Origin of the sequence: Streptomyces sp. NBC_00162 (genome assembly GCF_024611995.1) — a bacterium.
Lineage (GTDB): Bacteria > Actinomycetota > Actinomycetes > Streptomycetales > Streptomycetaceae > Streptomyces.
Genome location: NZ_CP102509.1, coordinates 4,355,330 through 4,373,131, shown reverse-complemented (window position 1 = coordinate 4,373,131; position 17,802 = coordinate 4,355,330). Strand labels below are relative to the sequence as shown.

The window sequence follows — 17,802 nt, the reverse complement described above, 5'->3', positions numbered from 1 at the left end:
CCACGGCCGGGTCACCCGCCACCGATCACCCACCCGAGTCATCTCGACTCCCCGACCGGTCATGCCCGTGCTTCCGATCACCGGCATATCCCTCTCCCTCCCGTGGCGACGAACGCCCAGCGCCGCCCGAGCACCGCCCCCAGCCCCGTGAGAGGTCGGTGCACCCCGGCCCCCGCAACACTTCCAGACGAACGAGGAACCCGTGCAATTCCGTCCCCCTCGCCGGAAGCGTTCCCCGCCAGGGGGTAAGACGCGCGACGTATTTTCCGACTTGCCGACGTGCCAGGCGCGTGCTGCTGTGGGATTCCGGGCCCTGACGTGGCATGAAGGCGCAGGTCAGGATGGTTCCGGGTACCGCGGAGGCGCTTCTTCTCCGCTGGAGACGACTCCGATGGCTGGTCCTTCCGAGTGGTGTTTGTCGGAAGATCGGCGCGGGTTGTGGGGGTGGTGCAGTTGCGGGCACATCATGACGAATGTATTCAGATCCGCCCGTCGCAACATCTTGAAACGAGGCACCCCGTCATGGCTCAGCGCAGCATCCTCACCTCGATCTGGACCTCCGTCCTCGCAGCCCTCGTGGCTCTGCTCGGCTCCCTCGGTTTCGGTGGGAAGGCCGCTCCGGCCGCCGCTTCCGTCTCTGCCCCCGCCGCCCCGGTCGCTGCTGTGCGCCGTCCGGCCTTCACGGCCCGGCGGACCTGGAGGGCGATGATGCGGGGCGGATCGCTGCCGCCGACCATCAAGCAGCGGATCCGTGCCGAGGCGCACGGCAAGACCCCGTCCGTCCGTCGCTCGACCACTGCCGCGGCCATGGGTGCCGGACCGGGAACCGCCGCCCGAGCCCTGACCCAGGTCGGCGCCCCGACCGGAGCCACCGCCGGAGTTCCCGCCGGAGCCGCCCGGGAAGTGCTCGCGCTCGCCGCGTAGGCGCAGGCGTAGGCGTAGGCCCGTACCCGTACCCGTACCCGTACTCGTACTTGTCCCGCGGCAGTCGCGGGATCCGGATTCGCCGGCGTACGCGCCGCCTCCGGGCAGAACAGTCGGAACAGGCGCTGGAGCCCGGTCACGTGTGACCGAGGATCGCGCCGCGTGGTGCCCCGGAGCGGGGCACGGATGGATTGCCCCGGCGGGCGCCGGGGGCGTGCAGGGGGCGCAAAGCTTGGTATTGCAGGGCCGCAAGCCCGGGAGACGGTGGGGTTCCCGGACGGCGCGGCCCTTTTCGGCATGTCCGGGACACGGCGGTTTGGTGGAACGCTTCATCCCTTGTGGGGCAGGCGTTGCAGCAGGTTCCTGAGTGCTGATCTGGGGCGCCGGGGGCGCGAAGGGGGTTTATCCGATGTTGCTCATGCTTGAGGGGGAATCGCAGACTCCGGGGTGGTTCGCCGGGGATTCGGTGGGCAACTCTGATCTCGCGACGTCGTCAGCACGCAGAACGACCGAGGCGGTCGGCCAACTGCCTTGGAGCAAGTCCCACTTCGGTTTTCTGGAGGATTCAGACATGGCAAGCATCCGTACCGCCCGCGTCATCGCCGCCGTCGCCGCGCTCCCCCTCGCCGTCGCCCTGTTCGGCGGGGTGGCCTCGGCCGACAACGGCTCCTTCGCGAACGACGGATCGAATGCGAGCGTCGCCAGCATCATCGGCAGCGGCGTGGGCGGCAACAACAACGGCAACTCGTCCACATCGCAGCAGGTGGCCACCGGTTCCGGCGCCTCCAACCAGAACAACACCGCGCAGGTCAACGGCTCGGCCTTCACCGCGATCGACCAGTCCAACTCGAACGTCGCCGTCAACTTCCACCCCTGGTGGTAGCCGCGGCCTGAGCGGTTCCGACTGATGAGGGCGCCTGTGCGACCGGACCGGCTGGGGTCCGGTAGCGCAGGCGCCCTCGCGCATGCCCGCCCAGCCACTCCCCGACCTTGACACCACAGGTGAATCTGACGGACAGTCAGGTTCACTCGATGATGTGATGCCGGGAGGCCAGCGCCGTGCACCTCGCCCCGACCGAAGGCCAGTTGCGGCTGCGCGCCGAACTGCGGGAGTACTTCCAGGATCTGCTGCCGGACGGGGCCCCCGAGGACCCGGCCCGCCAGCGCGAACTGCTGCGCCGCATCGGCGCCGACGAACTGCTCGGTCTCGGCTGGCCTGTCGAGTACGGGGGCCAAGGGCGGGGCCCCGACGAACAGTTCGTCTTCTTCGACGAGGCCTACCGGGCCGGTGCACCCGTCTCGATGGTCACGCTCAACACGGTCGGCCCGACCTTGATGAAGTACGGGACCCAGGAGCAGAAGGACTACTTCCTGCCCCGGATCCTCAAGGGCGAGATCGTCTTCGCCATCGGCTACTCCGAGCCCGAGGCCGGCACCGACCTCGCGGCCCTGCGCACCCGCGCCGTCCGCGAGGGCGATGAGGGCAACGACGGCAGTGACGGCAGGGACGGCGACGGCGGCGGTGATGGCCGCGACTGGGTCATCGACGGGCAGAAGATCTTCACCTCCAACGCCCAGAACGCGGACTGGATCTGGCTCGCCTGCCGCACCGACCCCGACGCCCCCAAGCACAAGGGCATCTCGATCATCCTGGTCCCCACCGACGCCCCCGGCTTCTCCTGGACCCCCATCGACACCGTCGGCGGGCTCACGACCACGGCGACGTACTACGACTCCGTGCGCGTGCCGGCCGGCAACCTCGTCGGCCCCGAGCACGGCGGCTGGGGCCTGATCACCAACCAGCTCAACCACGAGCGCGTGGCCCTCGCCGCCATCGGCATGCAGGCCGAGGACTTCTACGAGGCGGCCCTCGCCCATGCCCGCACCCCGGACCCGGTCACCGGCGACCGCCCCGCCGACCTCCCCTGGGTGCGGTCCCGGCTCGCCGAGGCGCACGCCCGGCTGGCCGCCGTACGCCTCCTCAACTGGCGCCTCGTCCAGGACGTGGGCGGCGGCACCCTGGCCCCCGGCGACGCCAGCGGCGTGAAGTTCCTCGGCACCGAATCCACCGTCGAGGTGTACCGGATGTGCCAGGAGGTGGTGGGCGAGGAGGCCCTCGTCCGCGGGCCCACGGCCTTCGCGGGCGGCGAGCTGGAACGGATGAACCGGGCCGCCCAGATCAACACCTTCGGCGGCGGGGTCAGCGAGGTCCAGCGGGAGATCGTCGCCATGATGCGGCTCGGCATGAAGGGAAGGAAGCGATGACGGCAGACGCTGCCGGCACAGCCGAGGAGGCAGGCCGGTTCCACACCCTGCTCACGGCCTTCGAGGGGCAGCCCGCCGCCACCGCGGGCCGGGGCAAGGACGTGGTCAACCAGCCGATGATCCGCCACTGGTGCGAGGCGATGGGCGACGCCAACCCCGCCTACACCGGCCCGGACGCCATCGCTCCGCCCACCATGCTCCAGGCCTGGACGATGGGCGGCCTCTCCGGCCACACGGACCGCTCCTCCGCCTACGACGAGCTCTTCGCGCTCCTCGACGCCGCCGGTTTCACCTCCGTCGTCGCCACCGACTGCGAGCAGGAGTACCTGCGCCCGCTGCGCCCCGGCGACGCGATCACCTTCGACGCCGTCATCGAGTCCGTGTCGCCGTGCAAGACGACCAAGCTCGGCACCGGCCACTTCGTGACCACCCGTATGGACATCCACGCGGACGGGGAGCTCGCCGGCACCCACCGCTTCCGGATCCTCAAGTACGCGCCGGCCGCCCGACCGCAGAAGAAGCCCAAGGCCCAGCGCCCCCGTCCGGTGATCAACCGCGACAACGAGGGATTCTGGGACGGGGTCCGGGACCACAAGCTGTTGATCCAGCGCTGCACCGCCTGCGCCACCCTCCGATTCCCCTGGCTCCCCGGCTGCAACGCCTGCGCCTCACCCGACTGGGACACCGTCGAGGCCTCCGGCGCAGGCACGGTCTTCAGCTACGTCGTCATGCACCATCCGCCGTTCCCCGCCTTCACTGCGCACGAAGATCCCGCTGCCGCGGGGGGCCCTTACGCCGTGGCGCTCGTCGAACTCGCCGAAGGGGTCCGGATGGTCAGCAACATCACCGGCGTCCCCTACGACAAGGTGCGCATCGGCCTGCCCGTCCAACTGGAGTTCCTGCGCGTCGACGACGACCTCGAACTCCCCGTCTTCCGCGGGGGCGAGGGCTGATGGACTTCCACCCCACCGAGGAGCAGGCAGCCGCGGCCGGTCTCGCCGCCCGCATCTTCCGCGACCTCGCCACCCACGAACGCCTCGCCGCGGCCGGCACCGGCAGCGACGCCGAGCTGTGGAAGGCCCTCACCGCCTCCGGGCTGATCGCCGCCGTCCAGGACGTCGGCCTGCTGGGACTGGTCCTGCTGCTGGAGGAACAGGGCCGCACCACCGCGCAGGTCCCGTACGCCGCCACCTGCGTGTACGGGATGCTCCCGCTGGCCGCGCACGGCAGCGCCGAGCAGCGCGCCCGGCTGCTGCCCGCCCTGGAGACCGGCGAGGCGGTGGCCACCGGGGCCTTCCCGGCCCGCGGCCGGATCACCGCGGAGGACGGCAGGCTCACCGGGACCGCCCCCACCGTGCCCTGGCTGCGCGAGGCCACGCACGTGCTGGTCCCGGACGCGGACCGGGCGCTGTGGATCGTACGGACGGACGCGCCCGGCGTACGGACCTCCCCGGTGGAGACCACCGCCCCCTGGTCGGCGGGACGGCTGACCCTGACCGGCGCCCAGGCGGAACGGATCGGCGCCGAACAGGCCTACGACGAGGTCCTCGCCGCTGCCCGAACCGCCTTCGCCGGTCTCCAGGCGGGCGTCTGCGCGGGCTCGCTGGCCCGGGCGGTGGAGTACACCTCGACCCGCGAGCAGTTCGGCAGGCCGCTCTCCACCAACCAGGGGGTCATGCTGCGCGCGGCCGACGCGTACATGGACACCGAGGCGATCCGGGTCACCGCGTACGAGGCGGCCTGGCGCATCGACGAGGGGCTTCCGGCGCGCGAACACGCGCTGACGGCGGCCTGGTGGGCCTCGGAGGCGGGAAAGCGGGTCGTGCACGCGGGCCAGCACCTGCACGGCGGAATGGGCGCCGATCTGGACCACCCCGTCCACCGGCACTTCCTGTGGGGGCGCCAGCTGGACGCGTATCTGGGCTGCGGCAGCGAGCTGCTGGCCGAGCTGGGAGCTTCGATAGCCGAGGGGGAACACGCATGAAGGTCGGCGACACACTGCCGCCGCTGGAGATCCCGGTCACCCGCACGCTGATCGTGGCGGGTGCGATCGCCTCCCGCGACTACCAGGACGTGCACCACGACGCGGCGCTGGCGCGCGAGAAGGGATCACCGGACATCTTCATGAACATCCTGACGACGAACGGCCTGGTCGGCCGCTACGTCACCGACCACCTCGGGCCGCACGCCGTGCTGCGCGGGGTGGCGATCCGGCTGGGCGCCCCCAACTACCCCGGCGACACGATGATCCTGACGGGCACCGTCACCGCCGTGGCCGGGACCACGGTCGAGATCCGCGTGGTCGGCGCCAACGGCATCGGCCACCACGTGACGGGAACCGTCACCGCGGAGGTGCCGGCATGAGCGTCCGCACGCGCGACGAACTCGGCGGCCGCGCCGCCATCGCCGGCATCGGCGCCACCGAGTTCTCCAAGGATTCCGGCCGCAGTGAGCTCAAGCTCGCCGTCGAGGCCGTGCACGCCGCCCTCGACGACGCCGGGCTCACCCCCGCCGACGTCGACGGCATGGTCACGTTCACGATGGACACCAGCCCCGAGATCACCGTCGCCCAGGCGGCCGGCATCGGGGACCTGTCCTTCTTCTCCCGCATCCACTACGGCGGCGGCGCGGCCTGCGCGACCATCCAGCAGGCCGCCCTCGCCGTCGCCACCGGGGTCGCCGAGGTCGTGGTCTGCTACCGCGCCTTCAACGAGCGCTCCGGCCGCCGCTTCGGCTCCGGAGTCCAGCAGCGCGAGCCCTCGGCCGAGGGCGCGGCGCTCGGCTGGTCACTGCCCTGGGGGCTGCTCACGCCCGCCTCGTGGGTGGCCATGACGGCCCAGCGCTACCTGCACACGTACAACCTCACCCCGGAGGCCTTCGGGCACGTCGCGGTCACCGACCGCCGGCACGCCGCGAACAATCCCGCCGCGTACTTCCACGGCAGGTCCATCACCCTCGCCGACCACGCCGCCTCGCGCTGGATCGTGGAGCCGCTGCGGCTGCTGGACTGCTGCCAGGAGACCGACGGCGGCCAGGCCCTCGTCGTCACCACGGCCGAGCGGGCACGCGACCTGCGGCACGCGCCCGCCGTGATCACCGCTGCCGCGCAGGGCGCCGGCCGCCGCCAGGAGGGCATGACCTCCTTCTACCGCGACGACCTCACCGGGCTGCCCGAAATGGACGTGGTCGCGCGCCAGCTGTGGCGGACCAGCGGGCTGCGGCCCTCGGACATCGACGTCGGCATCCTCTACGACCACTTCACCCCGTTCGTGCTCATGCAGCTGGAGGAGTTCGGCTTCTGCAAGCCGGGCGAGGCCGGCGATTTCGTGGCTGCGGACGCACTACCGCTCAACACCCACGGCGGCCAGCTGGGCGAGGCCTACCTGCACGGCATGAACGGCATCGCCGAGGCCGTCCGCCAGCTGCGCGGCAGCTCCGTCAACCAGGTCGCGGGGGCGGAGCACGTACTGGTCACAGCCGGTACCGGCGTGCCGACCTCCGGGCTGATCCTCGGAGCCGACGGCTGAGACCGGCCTTCCGCCGGGCCCTGCCTTCTCCACCTTCAGAGGGTGGGGTTTGCCCTACTCCTACAACCTGAGGCGGATCCCCCTTCGGCACTTGCGGCCGATCCCAGGGCGGGCGGGCGCTCCTAGCGTGGAGGCATGACCACGCCTGTGTGCACGCTCGCCTCGAACCCGACGCCGTACCCGTCGTTCTCGGCGTACGTCCGGACCCGCGGCACGGTCCTGATGCGCACCGCGCGCTCCCTCACCGCCAACCCGTGCGATGCGGAGGACCTGCTCCAGACGGCCCTCGCGAAGACGTACATGGCCTGGGACCGCATCGAGGACCACCGCGCCCTCGACGGATACGTCCGGCGCGCCCTCGTCAACACCCGTACCTCCCAGTGGCGCAAGCGCAAGGTGGACGAGTTCGCCTGCGACGAGCTCCCGGAGACCGAGGATGCCCCGGCCGCCGACCCCGCGGAGGCGCAGGCCCTGCGCGACGCGATGTGGCGCGCGGTGACCCGGCTGCCCGACCGGCAGCGGGCCATGGTCGTCCTGCGCTACTACGAGGACCTCAGTGAGGTGCAGACCGCCGAGCTGCTGGGGGTCTCGGTCGGCACGGTGAAGAGCGCCGTCTCCCGCGCGCTGGGCAAGCTCCGAGAGGACCCTGAGCTCACCCCGGTCAGGTGAGCATGACGTTTGAGCCGGGCGATGTTTCACGTGAAACGAGAGGATGTTTCACGTGAAACACAGCGCGGTTTCTACTCCCGGGTAGTGACATGCCGACCGGTACGTGCGCAGAATCGGCAGCATCCGTAGCCGCCGCAGCGCCGCAGCGCTCACCGGGAGGACGCTTTGCTGAGCACCATGCAGGACGTACCACTCCTCGTCACCCGCATACTCCAGCACGGGATGACGATCCACGGGAAGTCCCAGGTCACGACCTGGACCGGGGAGGCTGAGCCGCACCGCCGAAGCTTCGCCGAGATCGGCACCCGCGCCACCCGCCTCGCGAATGCCCTGCGCGACGAGCTCGGTGTGCAGCAGGACGACCGTGTAGCAACCCTCATGTGGAACAACTCGGAGCACATCGAGGCATACTTCGCGATCCCGTCCATGGGCGCGGTCCTGCACACCCTCAACCTGCGGCTCCCTCCCGAGCAGCTGGTCTTCATCGTCAACCACGCCGCCGACCGGGTCGTCCTGGTCAACGGCACCCTGCTGCCCCTGCTGGTGCCGCTGCTGCCGCACCTGCCGACCATCGAGCACGTCGTGGTCTCGGGCGTCGGCGACCGCTCCGCGCTCGCGGGCATGGACGTACGCGTGCACGAGTACGAGGAGCTGCTCGAGGGCCGCCCCGACAGCTACGACTGGCCCGAGCTGGACGAACGCCAGGCGGCAGCCATGTGTTACACCTCCGGTACCACCGGGGACCCGAAGGGCGTCGTCTACTCGCACCGCTCGATCTACCTGCACTCCATGCAGGTCAACATGGCCGAGTCGATGGGTCTGACCGACAAGGACACCACCCTCGTCGTGGTCCCGCAGTTCCACGTGAACGCGTGGGGGCTGCCGCACGCCACCTTCATGACCGGCATCAACATGCTGATGCCGGACCGGTTCCTCCAGCCCGCCCCGCTCGCCGAGATGATCGAGCGGGAGAAGCCGACGCACGCCGCGGCCGTCCCCACCATCTGGCAGGGGCTCCTCGCCGAGGTCACCGCCAACCCGCGCGACCTGAGCTCGATGAAGCACGTCACCATAGGCGGCTCGGCCTGTCCGCCCTCCCTGATGGAGGCCTACGACAAGCTCGGCGTCCGCGTCTGCCACGCCTGGGGCATGACCGAGACCTCCCCGCTGGGCACGATGGCGCACCCGCCGGCCGGTCTGAGCGCCGAGGAGGAGTGGCCCTACCGGCTCACCCAGGGCCGCTTCCCGGCAGGAGTCGAGGCCCGTCTGGTCGGCCCCGACGGCGGCATCCTGCCCTGGGACGGCGAATCCGCGGGCGAGCTGGAGGTGCGCGGCACGTGGATCGCGGGCGCCTACTACGGCGGGGCGTCCGGCGAACCCATCCGCCCCGAGGACAAGTTCAGCACGGACGGCTGGCTCAAGACCGGCGACGTCGGTGTCATCAGCCCCGACGGCTTCCTCACCCTGACCGACCGGGCCAAGGACGTCATCAAGTCCGGCGGCGAGTGGATCTCCAGCGTGGAGCTGGAGAACGCGCTGATGGCCCACCCCGAGGTCGCCGAGGCCGCGGTCGTGGCCGTCCCCGACGACAAGTGGGGCGAGCGCCCGCTGGCCACCGTCGTCCTCAAGCAGGGCGCGACCGTCGACTACGTGGGGCTGCGCGCGTTCCTCGGCCAGTCCATCGCCAAGTGGCAGCTGCCGGAGCGCTGGACGATCATCGAGGCGGTCCCGAAGACCAGCGTCGGCAAGTTCGACAAGAAGGTGATCCGCAAGCAGTACGCGGACGGCGCGCTCGACGTCACGACTCTGGCCTGACCGCCCTCAGCCCTTGGTGAGCCATGGCCGCAGCAGCTTGCTGACGGCGGGCATGGCCACATAGGTCATTAGGGTGCTGAAGACGACGGCGAAGGCTGCCGTCCGCGCCACGAAGTGCAGATCCACCAGGTACGGCCCGAGCACCGCGTTGCCGATCAGCGAGATCGGGAAGATGGCCAGCCCCGAGCTGATCGCCATCTTCCACCGCGGCGGCGCGGGCCGGGTCGTACCCGGCTTGGCGAACCACGTCTCCATGCCGTGCAGTTCGCGGCGGGCTATCTCCGTGTGGTGGTGTCCGAGGCAGTTCGAGAACCACTCCGCCCGCTCCGCGGAGTCCTGCCAGCGCTGGAACGCCGCCTGGTTGCGGAAGCGGTGGACGAGGAACCACGGACCGCCCTCGGCCGCCGGGCGGAACAGCCCGTACCCGAGGTGATCCGGGAAACGCGCGGCCGTCTCCAGGATCCCGTGGGCCCAGGCCTCGAAGTTCTCCTCGTGCCCCGGCTCCACCTGCCGTGCGATCAGCAGGTTCACCTCCCCGTTGTCGGCGGGGACGGTGTGCTCGGTCGTGTGGGTCATGGCCATCGGGCCAGGATTACTAGTTGGTGCCGATCTTGGCCAGCAGGTCCACGATGCGGCCCTGTACGTCCGCCGTCGTGGCCCGTTCGGCGAGGAAGAGCACGCTTTCGCCGGACGCCAGCCGCGGCAGTTCGGACGGCTCGATGCCGGTCGTCGTGTAGACGACCAGCGGGGTGTGGTTCAGCTGCCCGTTGGCACGCAGCCAGTCCACGATCCCGGCCCGCCGACGGCGCACCTGCATCAGGTCCATGACGACCAGGTTGGGCCGTATCCGCGTCGCCAGTTCCACGGCGTCGGTGTCGGCGCCCGCCCGCGCGACCTGGAGGCCGCGCCGCTCCAGCGCGGCGGTCAGGGCGGTCGCGATCTCGTCGTGCTCCTCGATCAGCAGGACCCGGGAGGGGTGCTGCTCGCTGTCACGCGGAGCGAGCGCCTTCAGCAGGACGGCCGGATCGGCGCCGTACGCCGCTTCGCGCGTGGCGTGCCCCAGCCCGGCCGTGACCAGCACGGGCACCTCGGCGGCCACCGCGGCCTGGCGCAGGGACTGCAGGGCGGTCCGGGTGATCGGCCCGGTCAGCGGATCGACGAACAGCGCGGCGGGGAACGCGGCGATCTGAGCGTCCACCTCCTCGCGGGAGTGCACGATCACCGGGCGGTAGCCGCGGTCGCTGAGCGCCTGCTGCGTCTGCACGTCGGGTGCGGGCCACACCAGCAGCCGTCGCGGGTTGTCCAGCGGCTCGGGCGGCAGCTCGTCGTCGACGGGCCGCGGCACGGGTCGGTTGACCACCTCGACGGCTCCGCCGGGGCCGTCCAGCGGCTCCGGGCCCTCGTCGGAGCCCGCCTCGGGGGCTCCTATGGCGAAGGCCCGTCCCTGGGGAGCGGGCTCGGAGAGCCGGCGGCGACGCCCGGAGCCCGAACCGCCGGGGTCCACGGAGATGCCCTGTCCGAGGGTGCCGAGGGCACGCACGCTGATCGGCTGCGCGGCCTGGCCCTCCGCCGGGGCGTCCTGCGGCTGCCTGGCCCCGGGAACCGCGACCTGGCCGGAGGCGGCCTCGTCGTCCTCCGGAGCGGTCCGCGCCGCCGGAACCGGCCAGGCCGGCGCGTTCGCCAGCGCCCGGCGCCGCCCGGTGGGATGTACGGGGTCCCCCTCGGCCGCGGCCGACGGCACGGCGGGGGCTTCGTCCTCGGTGCTGGGCGCGCCCAGCACCCGGCGTCCGCGCCGCCCGCCGGGGGCCTCGGACTCGGCTTCGGCGGGAGCGGGGGCGGAACCGGCCATCACGGGATCCTGCGGAGCCGTGGAAGAGGTGGTCGGGCCGGCGGGCAGGGCGAAGCCGCCCTCGGGGGCGATGGGCCGCGCGGGAGCCTGGGCGGGAGCGGGCGTCGGCCCGAGCCCGGTCGCCGGCACGGGACCGCCGGGCTGCGCCGGACCGGCCGTACCCAGCGCGCGCCGCCGCCCGGCGGGATGCTCCATCAGCGGCACCGGGGGCACGGTGGGAACGGGAGGCAGCGCGGGCATGGCGGTGCCCTGCGGGGGCACGGGCTGCCCCGGGCCGCCTTCGCCGCTGCCGTCACCGGCGCGGCCACGGCGCCGGCCGGTGCCCAGCCCCGCCGGGTTCACCGGGGACTGCGCGAGCTCCGGCCCCGTCTCGGCCCCGGCCTCACCGGCGCGGCGTCGCCCGGACGGCAGCGCCAGCGCGGCGCCGCCCTCGGCGGCCTTATCGGCCCCGGGCGCGCCGGAACCGCCGACCTCGTCCTCCAGGAACGCGTCCACGCCGCGACGGGCCCGCCGTCCTCCGGAGACCCGGCCCGCGGCGGCCGTTTCGGCCGGAGGCTCCTCCGGCGGCTCGGGCAGGGTGACCGTCCCCGCGCCCGCGCCCAGCGGGAGCTCCAGCACATACGCACCGCCGGGCGCGCCCGGCACCTCCACCGTCTGCAGCACGCCTCCGTGCGCGGCCACGATCCCTCGTACGATCGGCTCGTGGACCGGGTTCCCGCCCTCGTACGGCCCGCGCACCTCGATGCGTACGACATCGCCGCGCTGCGCGGCGGCCACCACGATCGTCGAGTCGCTGTACCCGCTGCCCTGACGCGTCTTGCCGGTGGCGTCCACCCCGGCGACGTCCGCGACCAGGTGCGCGAGAGCGGTCGCGATCCGGTCCGCGTCGATCTCGGCCTCGATCGTCGGCGCGTGGACGGCGAACTGCGCGCGGCCCGGGCCGATCAGCTCGACGGCGCCGTCGACGCCAGCCGTGACCACGCCGTTGATCAGGACTTTCTTCTTCTTGAGCCGGTCGGTACCGGAGTCCAGGCGCTGGAACCCGAGCACGTTGTCCACCAGCGTGGTCATCCGGGAGTACCCGGCGGCCAGGTGGTGCAGCAGCTGATTGGCCTCGGGCCACAGCTGCCCCGCGTCATCGGCGGCCAGCGTCGCCAGTTCCCCGCGCAGCTCGTCCAGCGGCCCGCGCAGCGATTCGCCGAGCACGGCCAGCAGCTGTGCGTGGCGCGCGGCGAGGGCGTCGTAGCGCCGCCGGTCGGTGAAGGTCATGACGGCGCCGACGAGCTGCTCCCCGTCCCGTACGGGCGAGGTGGTGAGGTCCACGGCGACCGGCTGCCCGGCCTTGTTCCACAGCACCTGGCCGCGTACGCGGTGCTTGCGTCCGCTGCGCAGGGTGTCGGCGAGCGGGGACTCCTCGAAGGGGAACGGCGAGCCGTCGGCGCGCGAGTGCAGGACCAGCCCGTGCAGTTCGCGGTTGCCGAGGTCGGTGGCGCGGTAGCCGAGGATCTGGGCGGCGGCCGGATTGACCAGCACCACCCGTCCGTCGGTGTCGGTGCCGACGACGCCTTCGGCGGCGGCCCGCAGGATCATCTCGGTCTGACGCTGGGAGCGGGCCAGCTCGGCCTCGGTGTCCACGGTCTGCGAGAGGTCCCGTACGACGAGCATCAGCAGCTCGTCACCGGTGTAGGCGGGCTGCGGCTCGCGGTAGGCGTCGCGCCCGTCGAGGTGGGCGCTGGTGACCTCGACGGGGAACTCGGTGCCGTCGGTGCGGCGCCCGATCATCCGTGCGGGCTTGGCCCGGCCGCCCTCGTCCTCGCCGGGCCGGCGCATGGAGCCGGGGATCAGCTTGGAGTCGAATTCGGGCAGGAGGTCGAGCACGCCGCGGCCGACGAGCCCGGTGCCCGGGCTCTCCATGACCTCGAGAGCGATCGAATTCGCGTTGACGACAGTGCCGTTGGCGTTGACGAGCAACAGCGCGTCCGGAAGAGCGTCGAGTATTGCTGCGAGGCGAGCAGCGCCTCGGGATGGCCTGCTGCTCACGACGAGCTTCCTCCCTGACCACAACTACCGGCATGTCACGGGAGGAGTCTAAGGCCACAGTCCCCCGGGAAGGTGGACGATGTGTGGCGGATACCACCCGTCACGCGCATCCTCCCAGGTCAGGAACGCCCCGGCGGAAGCAGAGGTTCCAACTCCTGCCAGCGGCTGATCTCGCAGCCGTCCGTCCGGCTGAAGCGCGCGTCCACTTTGCGCCCCTGCCAGGTGCCGGTGATCTCGGCGGTGGCCGGGCCCCCGTACTGCTCGGAGCAGATCTGCCGCTTGGAGACGGGCGCGAAGGGATCCTTCCCCTCCTGGGCGAGCCGGTCCAGCTTCGCGCAGGCCTGCTCCGCGGAGGGATGGTCGCCGCCCGCGGGGCCGCATTCGAGTTGGTACTTGCGGTCCATCTGCCGGTTGCCGGTGTTGGACATGGTGATCGTCAGGCGGTCGGGCGTCGAGAGCAGCCGGCCCAGGGGCTCGGGCAGCGGGGGCAGTGGCCCGGCGGCCGCGGCGGCCAGGGCGGAGGTGACGGCGAAAGCGGCGAGACGCAGCATGAGGCACTCCAGGTCGTCCGTACGTCGTACGCCTGACCAACGACGTGGGTCCGCCGACGTTGCGTGCCGAGGGGGGTTTAAGGCTTTGCCCTCCGCCCGCCCCTCCTAGTACCGTGGGAGCGGATTGGTGAGGGGCCCTGCGCCTGTGTCATCATCTGCACGCACCTTCGTACGCGAGGGTGTGCTGGAGGCGTCGCCTAGTCCGGTCTATGGCGCCGCACTGCTAATGCGGTTTGGGGCTTACACCCCATCGAGGGTTCAAATCCCTCCGCCTCCGCACTTCACGAAGCCCCGGTCCATGCGGACCGGGGCTTCGGTGCGTTCGGGCGCCCGCTTCGTCCGTTCCGATGTCTGTGCGACCTCCGAAGCGTCCCGAACGTCGCAGGGGTGGCCGCGCGCGGGTTCGCCCGGGGTTTCCCGGGCCCAACCGGATGATCTTCTTCCAGAGCGTTTCCGCAGGTCAGAAGTGGTTTGGCTAATGGATTTCGCGTCCCGGCGAGGTCCATGTATTGTTGTTCTCGCAAGGCCAACGGGGCGCAAAACCCCAGCAGCCAAGCACTCGTAGCTTAACGGATAGAGCATCTGACTACGGATCAGAAGGTTGCAGGTTCGAATCCTGCCGAGTGCACAGCAGGGCAAAGGCCCCCAGGAGAAATCCTGGGGGCCTTTGTCGTATGCCCTGGCGGAGCCGGGCGGTGCGGGTCTCCTCCTTTGTGGGGAGGGCGTACCCCGTGGGTGGTCAGGGGTGAGATGGCTCTGGAGAGGGACGCGGGTTACGGGCCGGCTTCCGTACGGTTCTTGAAGATCGCTCGAATCGGAAACCGGAACACGGGGGGCTCTCATGGGACTGTTCGGAAACGCGCACAGTGTGGATCCGGGGTCGGCGCAGCGGGACTACGCGCGGCTGCTGGGGCAGGGCGAGCAGGTGCATGCCGCGTATCTGCTGATCCGGGACACGATCCTGTTCACCGACCGGCGGCTGGTGCTCATCGACAAGCAGGGGCTCACGGGGAAGAAGGTCGAGTACCACTCCGTGCCCTACCGGAGCATCACGCACTTCTCCGTGGAGACCGCCGGTCACTTCGATCTCGACGCAGAGCTCAAGATCTGGATATCCGGGAGCTCGGCGCCGATCGAGAAGACCTTCACCAAGGGTGTCGACATCTACGAGGTGCAGGCGATCCTGACGCAGTTCGTCGCCCGGTAGCCGGGCGCCGTGCCGGTTGCCCTGCTCACGGGTGATCAGGCGGCCTTCAGGGTCCAGGGTGTTGCCGTTGGGGTAGCGGCCGGTCTTGCGGGGTTCGTTCAGGATCTCGTACAAGGTGAGGTCGGCTGTACTTGACAGCATTCCACATGAGAGTAGATTGCCGAATTTTGTTCGGTTTGATGGTGGGATTGCAGGATCAGGTACCGTCTTCGCGAGGGCCGACGGGCCCATGGGAGGAAGATCGCGTGGACGACATCGACCGGGCGCTCGTCCTGCGCCTGCAGGAGGACGCCGGCCAGTCGTACGCCGCGCTCGGCGCGGCCGTGGGGCTCTCGGCGGGGGCGACCCACGAGCGGGTCCGCAAACTGCGCGAGCGCGGGGTGATCCGGCGGACCACCGTCGAGGTGGATCCGGCGGCCGTCGGCAGCGGGGTGCTCGCCTACGTGATGGTCGACTCCAACGCCTGGATGGGCGAGTCCGCCGCCGCGTTCGCGGCGATCCCCGAGATCCAGGAGGCGCACATCATCGCGGGCAGCGCGTCGGTGCTGGTCAAGGTGCGCACGGCCTCGACCGGGCAGTTGCAGGACGTCCTGCGGCGCCTCTACGCCATCGAGGGGGTCAGCGGTACACACGCCACCGTCGTCCTGGACACCTTCTTCGAGCGGCCGCTCCCGCTGTGAGCTGGTGGTGCACCGGAATCCGGTGGAACGACGGGCAGCCCGCCATCGGTTGGTACGGCGAGCGGCGCGGCGAGCGGGCGAGCCTGCTCACCTACGGGCAGCGGCTGGCCTTCGTCGCCCGGGGGGAGCGGCGCTGCCTCGGAGTGCGGCGGGCCGGGAAGCGGACGCCCTGCCCCACCGGCGCCACCGTGCCCGGCCGCGCCGGGAACGCGCAGTGTCCCGAATGCGCGCGGCTCGACCGGTCGTTCTCCGTGGCCGCCGACACCAATGCCGCCGATCCGCGCACCTACCGGGTCTACCTGGCGTGGTTCGGGCCCGGGATGGTCAAGGTCGGCATCACCGCCGAGGAGCGCGGCCGGGCACGGCTGCTGGAGCAGGGTGCCGTGGCCTGGGCCTGGCTGGGGCGCGGGCCGCTGATGGCCACCCGGCGCACCGAGGAGCTGCTGCGGGCGGCGCTCGGGGTGCCCGACCGGATCGCCTACGCCCGTAAGCGCGCCGTACGGGCACACCTGCCGGCTGCGCCGGAACGGGCCCGGGAGGTCGCCGAGCTGCACGCACGGGCCGCCGCGCTGCCCGGCTGGCCGGACTCGCTGGAACGGGTGGGATGCGAAGTCGCCGACCACGCAGGAGAGTTCGGGCTCGAGGGGCTGCCGGATCCCGCCCGGGTGATCACCGAGATGGTTCCCGGCGGGGTGGTCGTGGGGCAGCTGGTGGGTGCGGCCGGTCCCGATCTGCACTTCGCGGGCGGGCTGGTGGTGGACACCCGCCTGCTGGCCGGGTGGGAGCTCGTGGCCCCGGTGGACGAGGCCGCCGTGACCTCGGTGCCGGTGGCGGAGATCCCGTCTGCCGCGGTACACCCTCCGGCCGAGCAGGACGGGCTGTTCTGAGGAGTGCCGCCGCTTGGCGGGCCTGGCCGGGCATGGTCAAAAGTTGGATCCCTTTGGCCTGCCGGGGCTGATTCCGATGGACATGCCGGGGCGCGCCGCACAGGGTGGTGGGCATGAGCATTCAGCCCGTACCGGCCTTCGAACCGCCCTACCTGATGGCCGTTTTCAGCAATGTCCGCACCGACGACGACAGCGGTTACCCGCAGACCCTGGCACGGATGAACGAGATCGTCTCGGCGAACCCGGGCTTTCTCGGCTACGAGTCCGCGCGTAACCCGGGAGGCCTCGGGATCACCGTCGCCTACTTCCGCGACCACGAGTCCCTCAGGGCATGGCGGGAGGACCTGGAGCACCAGGCCGCCATCAAGCAGGGCCGCGAGGGCTGGTACGAGAGCTACACCCTGCACGTCGCGACCGTCGAGCGGAGCCACGGCTTTGCCCGCAACGGCTGAGGCGGTCCGCGCCTTCCGGGAGCGGCTCGGGCTGCCCGGACTGGTCGACGTACACACGCACTTCATGCCCGAGCGGGTCCTGGACAAGGTGTGGGACTACTTCGACGCGGTCGGTCCGCTGACCGGGGTCGCGTGGCCCATCACCTACCGGCACGAGGAGGAGCAGCGCGTCGCGCTCCTGCGGGAGTTCGGGGTCCGGGCCTTCACCGCCATGCTCTATCCGCACAAGCCGGCGATGGCGGCGTGGCTCAACGCCTGGTCCGCCGATTTCGCCGCCCGGACCCCCGACTGCCTGCACACGGCGACCTTCTTCCCGGAGGAGGGCGTGACCGCGTACGTGCGCCAGGCCCTCGACGCCGGGGCCCGGGTCTTCAAGGCACACCTCCAGGTCGGGGGCTTCGACCCGAACGACGACCGGCTCGACCCCGTCTGGGGGCTGCTCGCCGAGGCCGGCGTCCCGACCGTGATCCACTGCGGCTCCGGTCCCGCCCCGGGCAAGCACACCGGGCCCGAGCCGATCGCCCGGCTGCTGGCCCGCCACCCGCGGCTGCCGCTGATCGTGGCCCACATGGGCATGCCCGAGTACGCCGACTTCCTGGACCTCGCCGACCGGTACTCCGAGGTGCGCCTCGACACCACCATGGCCTTCACCGACTTCTCCGAACGGCTGAGCGGCTTCCCGCAGAGCGACCTCGGGCGGCTCGCCGACCTCGGCGACCGGATCCTGCTCGGCACCGACTTCCCGAACATCCCCTACCCCTACGAGCACCAGCTCGCCGCCCTCGAACGGCTCGGCCTGGGTGACGACTGGCTGCGGGCCGTCTGCCACGACAACGGCGCCCGGCTGTTCCGGCTCGACGGCTGAGTCCTGCCGCAGCGGGCTCCTTCCGTTTCTCAGGAAATTCACAGGAAGGGACAAGAACGCTCTCAGGGGCG

Annotated in this window: 17 protein-coding genes and 2 tRNA genes; 16 read left to right on the top strand and 3 right to left on the bottom strand. The window is 71.4% G+C overall.

Annotation, left to right across the window (positions count from 1 at the left end):
• Positions 1 to 522 precede the first annotated feature (522 nt).
• The 9 genes from JIW86_RS20390 (at position 523) to JIW86_RS20350 (ending at position 9,200) form a co-directional block, all read left to right on the top strand.
• Complete coding sequence (locus JIW86_RS20390; RefSeq protein ID WP_257555287.1) at positions 523 to 924, top strand: DUF6344 domain-containing protein; 402 nt, start codon at positions 523 to 525, stop codon at positions 922 to 924.
• Positions 925 to 1,495: 571 nt separating this feature from the next.
• Positions 1,496 to 1,807 (top strand): hypothetical protein, encoded by a 312-nt coding sequence (locus tag JIW86_RS20385; protein WP_257555286.1) that lies wholly within the window; start codon positions 1,496 to 1,498, stop codon positions 1,805 to 1,807.
• Between the two features lie 176 nt (positions 1,808 to 1,983).
• Positions 1,984 to 3,189 carry an acyl-CoA dehydrogenase family protein gene (locus JIW86_RS20380; RefSeq protein ID WP_257555285.1) on the top strand — a complete coding sequence of 402 codons (1,206 nt, stop codon included), beginning with the start codon at positions 1,984 to 1,986 and terminating at the stop codon, positions 3,187 to 3,189.
• On the top strand, positions 3,186 to 4,142 hold the full coding sequence (locus tag JIW86_RS20375) for a bifunctional MaoC family dehydratase N-terminal/OB-fold nucleic acid binding domain-containing protein (RefSeq protein WP_257555284.1): 957 nt from the start codon (positions 3,186 to 3,188) through the stop codon (positions 4,140 to 4,142). Before JIW86_RS20380 ends, JIW86_RS20375 begins: the two co-directional genes overlap by 4 nt.
• A complete protein-coding gene (locus tag JIW86_RS20370) occupies positions 4,142 to 5,173 on the top strand; it encodes an acyl-CoA dehydrogenase family protein (RefSeq protein ID WP_257555283.1) in 1,032 nt (343 codons plus the stop codon). Before JIW86_RS20375 ends, JIW86_RS20370 begins: the two co-directional genes overlap by 1 nt.
• Positions 5,170 to 5,553 carry a MaoC family dehydratase gene (locus JIW86_RS20365; protein WP_215139720.1) on the top strand — a complete coding sequence of 128 codons (384 nt, stop codon included), beginning with the start codon at positions 5,170 to 5,172 and terminating at the stop codon, positions 5,551 to 5,553. The genes JIW86_RS20370 and JIW86_RS20365 overlap by 4 nt, the downstream gene beginning before the upstream one ends.
• Complete coding sequence (locus tag JIW86_RS20360; protein WP_257555282.1) at positions 5,550 to 6,716, top strand: lipid-transfer protein; 1,167 nt, start codon at positions 5,550 to 5,552, stop codon at positions 6,714 to 6,716. Before JIW86_RS20365 ends, JIW86_RS20360 begins: the two co-directional genes overlap by 4 nt.
• Before the next feature lie 135 nt (positions 6,717 to 6,851).
• Entirely contained in the window at positions 6,852 to 7,385 is a 534-nt protein-coding gene (locus JIW86_RS20355; protein WP_215139718.1) for a SigE family RNA polymerase sigma factor, read from the top strand.
• 165 nt (positions 7,386 to 7,550) lie between these two features.
• Complete coding sequence (locus JIW86_RS20350) at positions 7,551 to 9,200, top strand: long-chain fatty acid--CoA ligase (protein ID WP_257555281.1); 1,650 nt, start codon at positions 7,551 to 7,553, stop codon at positions 9,198 to 9,200.
• Positions 9,201 to 9,206: 6 nt separating this feature from the next.
• Here the strand turns inward: JIW86_RS20350 and JIW86_RS20345 are convergent, their stop codons facing one another.
• The 3 genes from JIW86_RS20345 to JIW86_RS20335 all read right to left on the bottom strand — a co-directional run bounded on the left by JIW86_RS20345 (position 9,207) and on the right by JIW86_RS20335 (position 13,640).
• Positions 9,207 to 9,782, bottom strand: coding sequence for an antibiotic biosynthesis monooxygenase (locus JIW86_RS20345; RefSeq protein WP_257555280.1), 576 nt, complete (start codon positions 9,780 to 9,782; stop codon positions 9,207 to 9,209).
• A gap of 13 nt (positions 9,783 to 9,795) precedes the next feature.
• A complete protein-coding gene (locus JIW86_RS20340) occupies positions 9,796 to 13,089 on the bottom strand; it encodes a PAS domain-containing protein (RefSeq protein ID WP_257555278.1) in 3,294 nt (1,097 codons plus the stop codon).
• A 119-nt stretch (positions 13,090 to 13,208) separates the two neighbouring features.
• Positions 13,209 to 13,640, bottom strand: coding sequence for a subtilase-type protease inhibitor (locus JIW86_RS20335; protein ID WP_257555276.1), 432 nt, complete (start codon positions 13,638 to 13,640; stop codon positions 13,209 to 13,211).
• 186 nt (positions 13,641 to 13,826) lie between these two features.
• Between JIW86_RS20335 and JIW86_RS20330 the strand changes: the two genes are divergently transcribed.
• The 7 genes from JIW86_RS20330 to JIW86_RS20300 all read left to right on the top strand — a co-directional run bounded on the left by JIW86_RS20330 (position 13,827) and on the right by JIW86_RS20300 (position 17,731).
• Positions 13,827 to 13,917, top strand: a tRNA-Ser gene (locus JIW86_RS20330).
• Between the two features lie 278 nt (positions 13,918 to 14,195).
• Positions 14,196 to 14,268 (top strand) — tRNA-Arg (locus JIW86_RS20325).
• Between the two features lie 213 nt (positions 14,269 to 14,481).
• The gene (locus JIW86_RS20320; protein WP_257555274.1) at positions 14,482 to 14,847 is read left to right on the top strand and encodes a PH domain-containing protein; all 366 of its coding nucleotides are present in this window, start codon (positions 14,482 to 14,484) and stop codon (positions 14,845 to 14,847) included.
• 245 nt (positions 14,848 to 15,092) lie between these two features.
• On the top strand, positions 15,093 to 15,527 hold the full coding sequence (locus tag JIW86_RS20315) for an Lrp/AsnC family transcriptional regulator (RefSeq protein ID WP_257555273.1): 435 nt from the start codon (positions 15,093 to 15,095) through the stop codon (positions 15,525 to 15,527).
• Positions 15,524 to 16,414 carry a DUF2797 domain-containing protein gene (locus JIW86_RS20310; RefSeq protein ID WP_257555271.1) on the top strand — a complete coding sequence of 297 codons (891 nt, stop codon included), beginning with the start codon at positions 15,524 to 15,526 and terminating at the stop codon, positions 16,412 to 16,414. Before JIW86_RS20315 ends, JIW86_RS20310 begins: the two co-directional genes overlap by 4 nt.
• Positions 16,415 to 16,527: 113 nt before the next feature.
• Complete coding sequence (locus JIW86_RS20305; RefSeq protein ID WP_215139710.1) at positions 16,528 to 16,866, top strand: antibiotic biosynthesis monooxygenase family protein; 339 nt, start codon at positions 16,528 to 16,530, stop codon at positions 16,864 to 16,866.
• Positions 16,850 to 17,731: an amidohydrolase family protein gene (locus JIW86_RS20300; RefSeq protein WP_257555269.1), complete on the top strand. Its 882-nt coding sequence runs from the start codon at positions 16,850 to 16,852 to the stop codon at positions 17,729 to 17,731. The genes JIW86_RS20305 and JIW86_RS20300 overlap by 17 nt, the downstream gene beginning before the upstream one ends.
• Positions 17,732 to 17,802: the final 71 nt, after the last annotated feature.

Bases quoted from the DNA above. Each gene is read 5' to 3' on its own strand.
- JIW86_RS20390 (WP_257555287.1), top strand. From the start codon at position 523: ATGGCTCAGCGCAGCATCCTCACCTCGATCTGGACCTCCGTCCTCGCA.
- JIW86_RS20385 (WP_257555286.1), top strand. From the start codon at position 1,496: ATGGCAAGCATCCGTACCGCCCGCGTCATCGCCGCCGTCGCCGCGCTC.
- JIW86_RS20375 (WP_257555284.1), top strand. From the start codon at position 3,186: ATGACGGCAGACGCTGCCGGCACAGCCGAGGAGGCAGGCCGGTTCCAC.
- JIW86_RS20370 (WP_257555283.1), top strand. From the start codon at position 4,142: ATGGACTTCCACCCCACCGAGGAGCAGGCAGCCGCGGCCGGTCTCGCC.
- JIW86_RS20365 (WP_215139720.1), top strand. From the start codon at position 5,170: ATGAAGGTCGGCGACACACTGCCGCCGCTGGAGATCCCGGTCACCCGC.
- JIW86_RS20360 (WP_257555282.1), top strand. From the start codon at position 5,550: ATGAGCGTCCGCACGCGCGACGAACTCGGCGGCCGCGCCGCCATCGCC.
- JIW86_RS20355 (WP_215139718.1), top strand. From the start codon at position 6,852: ATGACCACGCCTGTGTGCACGCTCGCCTCGAACCCGACGCCGTACCCG.
- JIW86_RS20345 (WP_257555280.1), bottom strand. From the start codon at position 9,782: ATGGCCATGACCCACACGACCGAGCACACCGTCCCCGCCGACAACGGG.
- JIW86_RS20335 (WP_257555276.1), bottom strand. From the start codon at position 13,640: ATGCTGCGTCTCGCCGCTTTCGCCGTCACCTCCGCCCTGGCCGCCGCG.
- JIW86_RS20320 (WP_257555274.1), top strand. From the start codon at position 14,482: ATGGGACTGTTCGGAAACGCGCACAGTGTGGATCCGGGGTCGGCGCAG.
- JIW86_RS20305 (WP_215139710.1), top strand. From the start codon at position 16,528: ATGAGCATTCAGCCCGTACCGGCCTTCGAACCGCCCTACCTGATGGCC.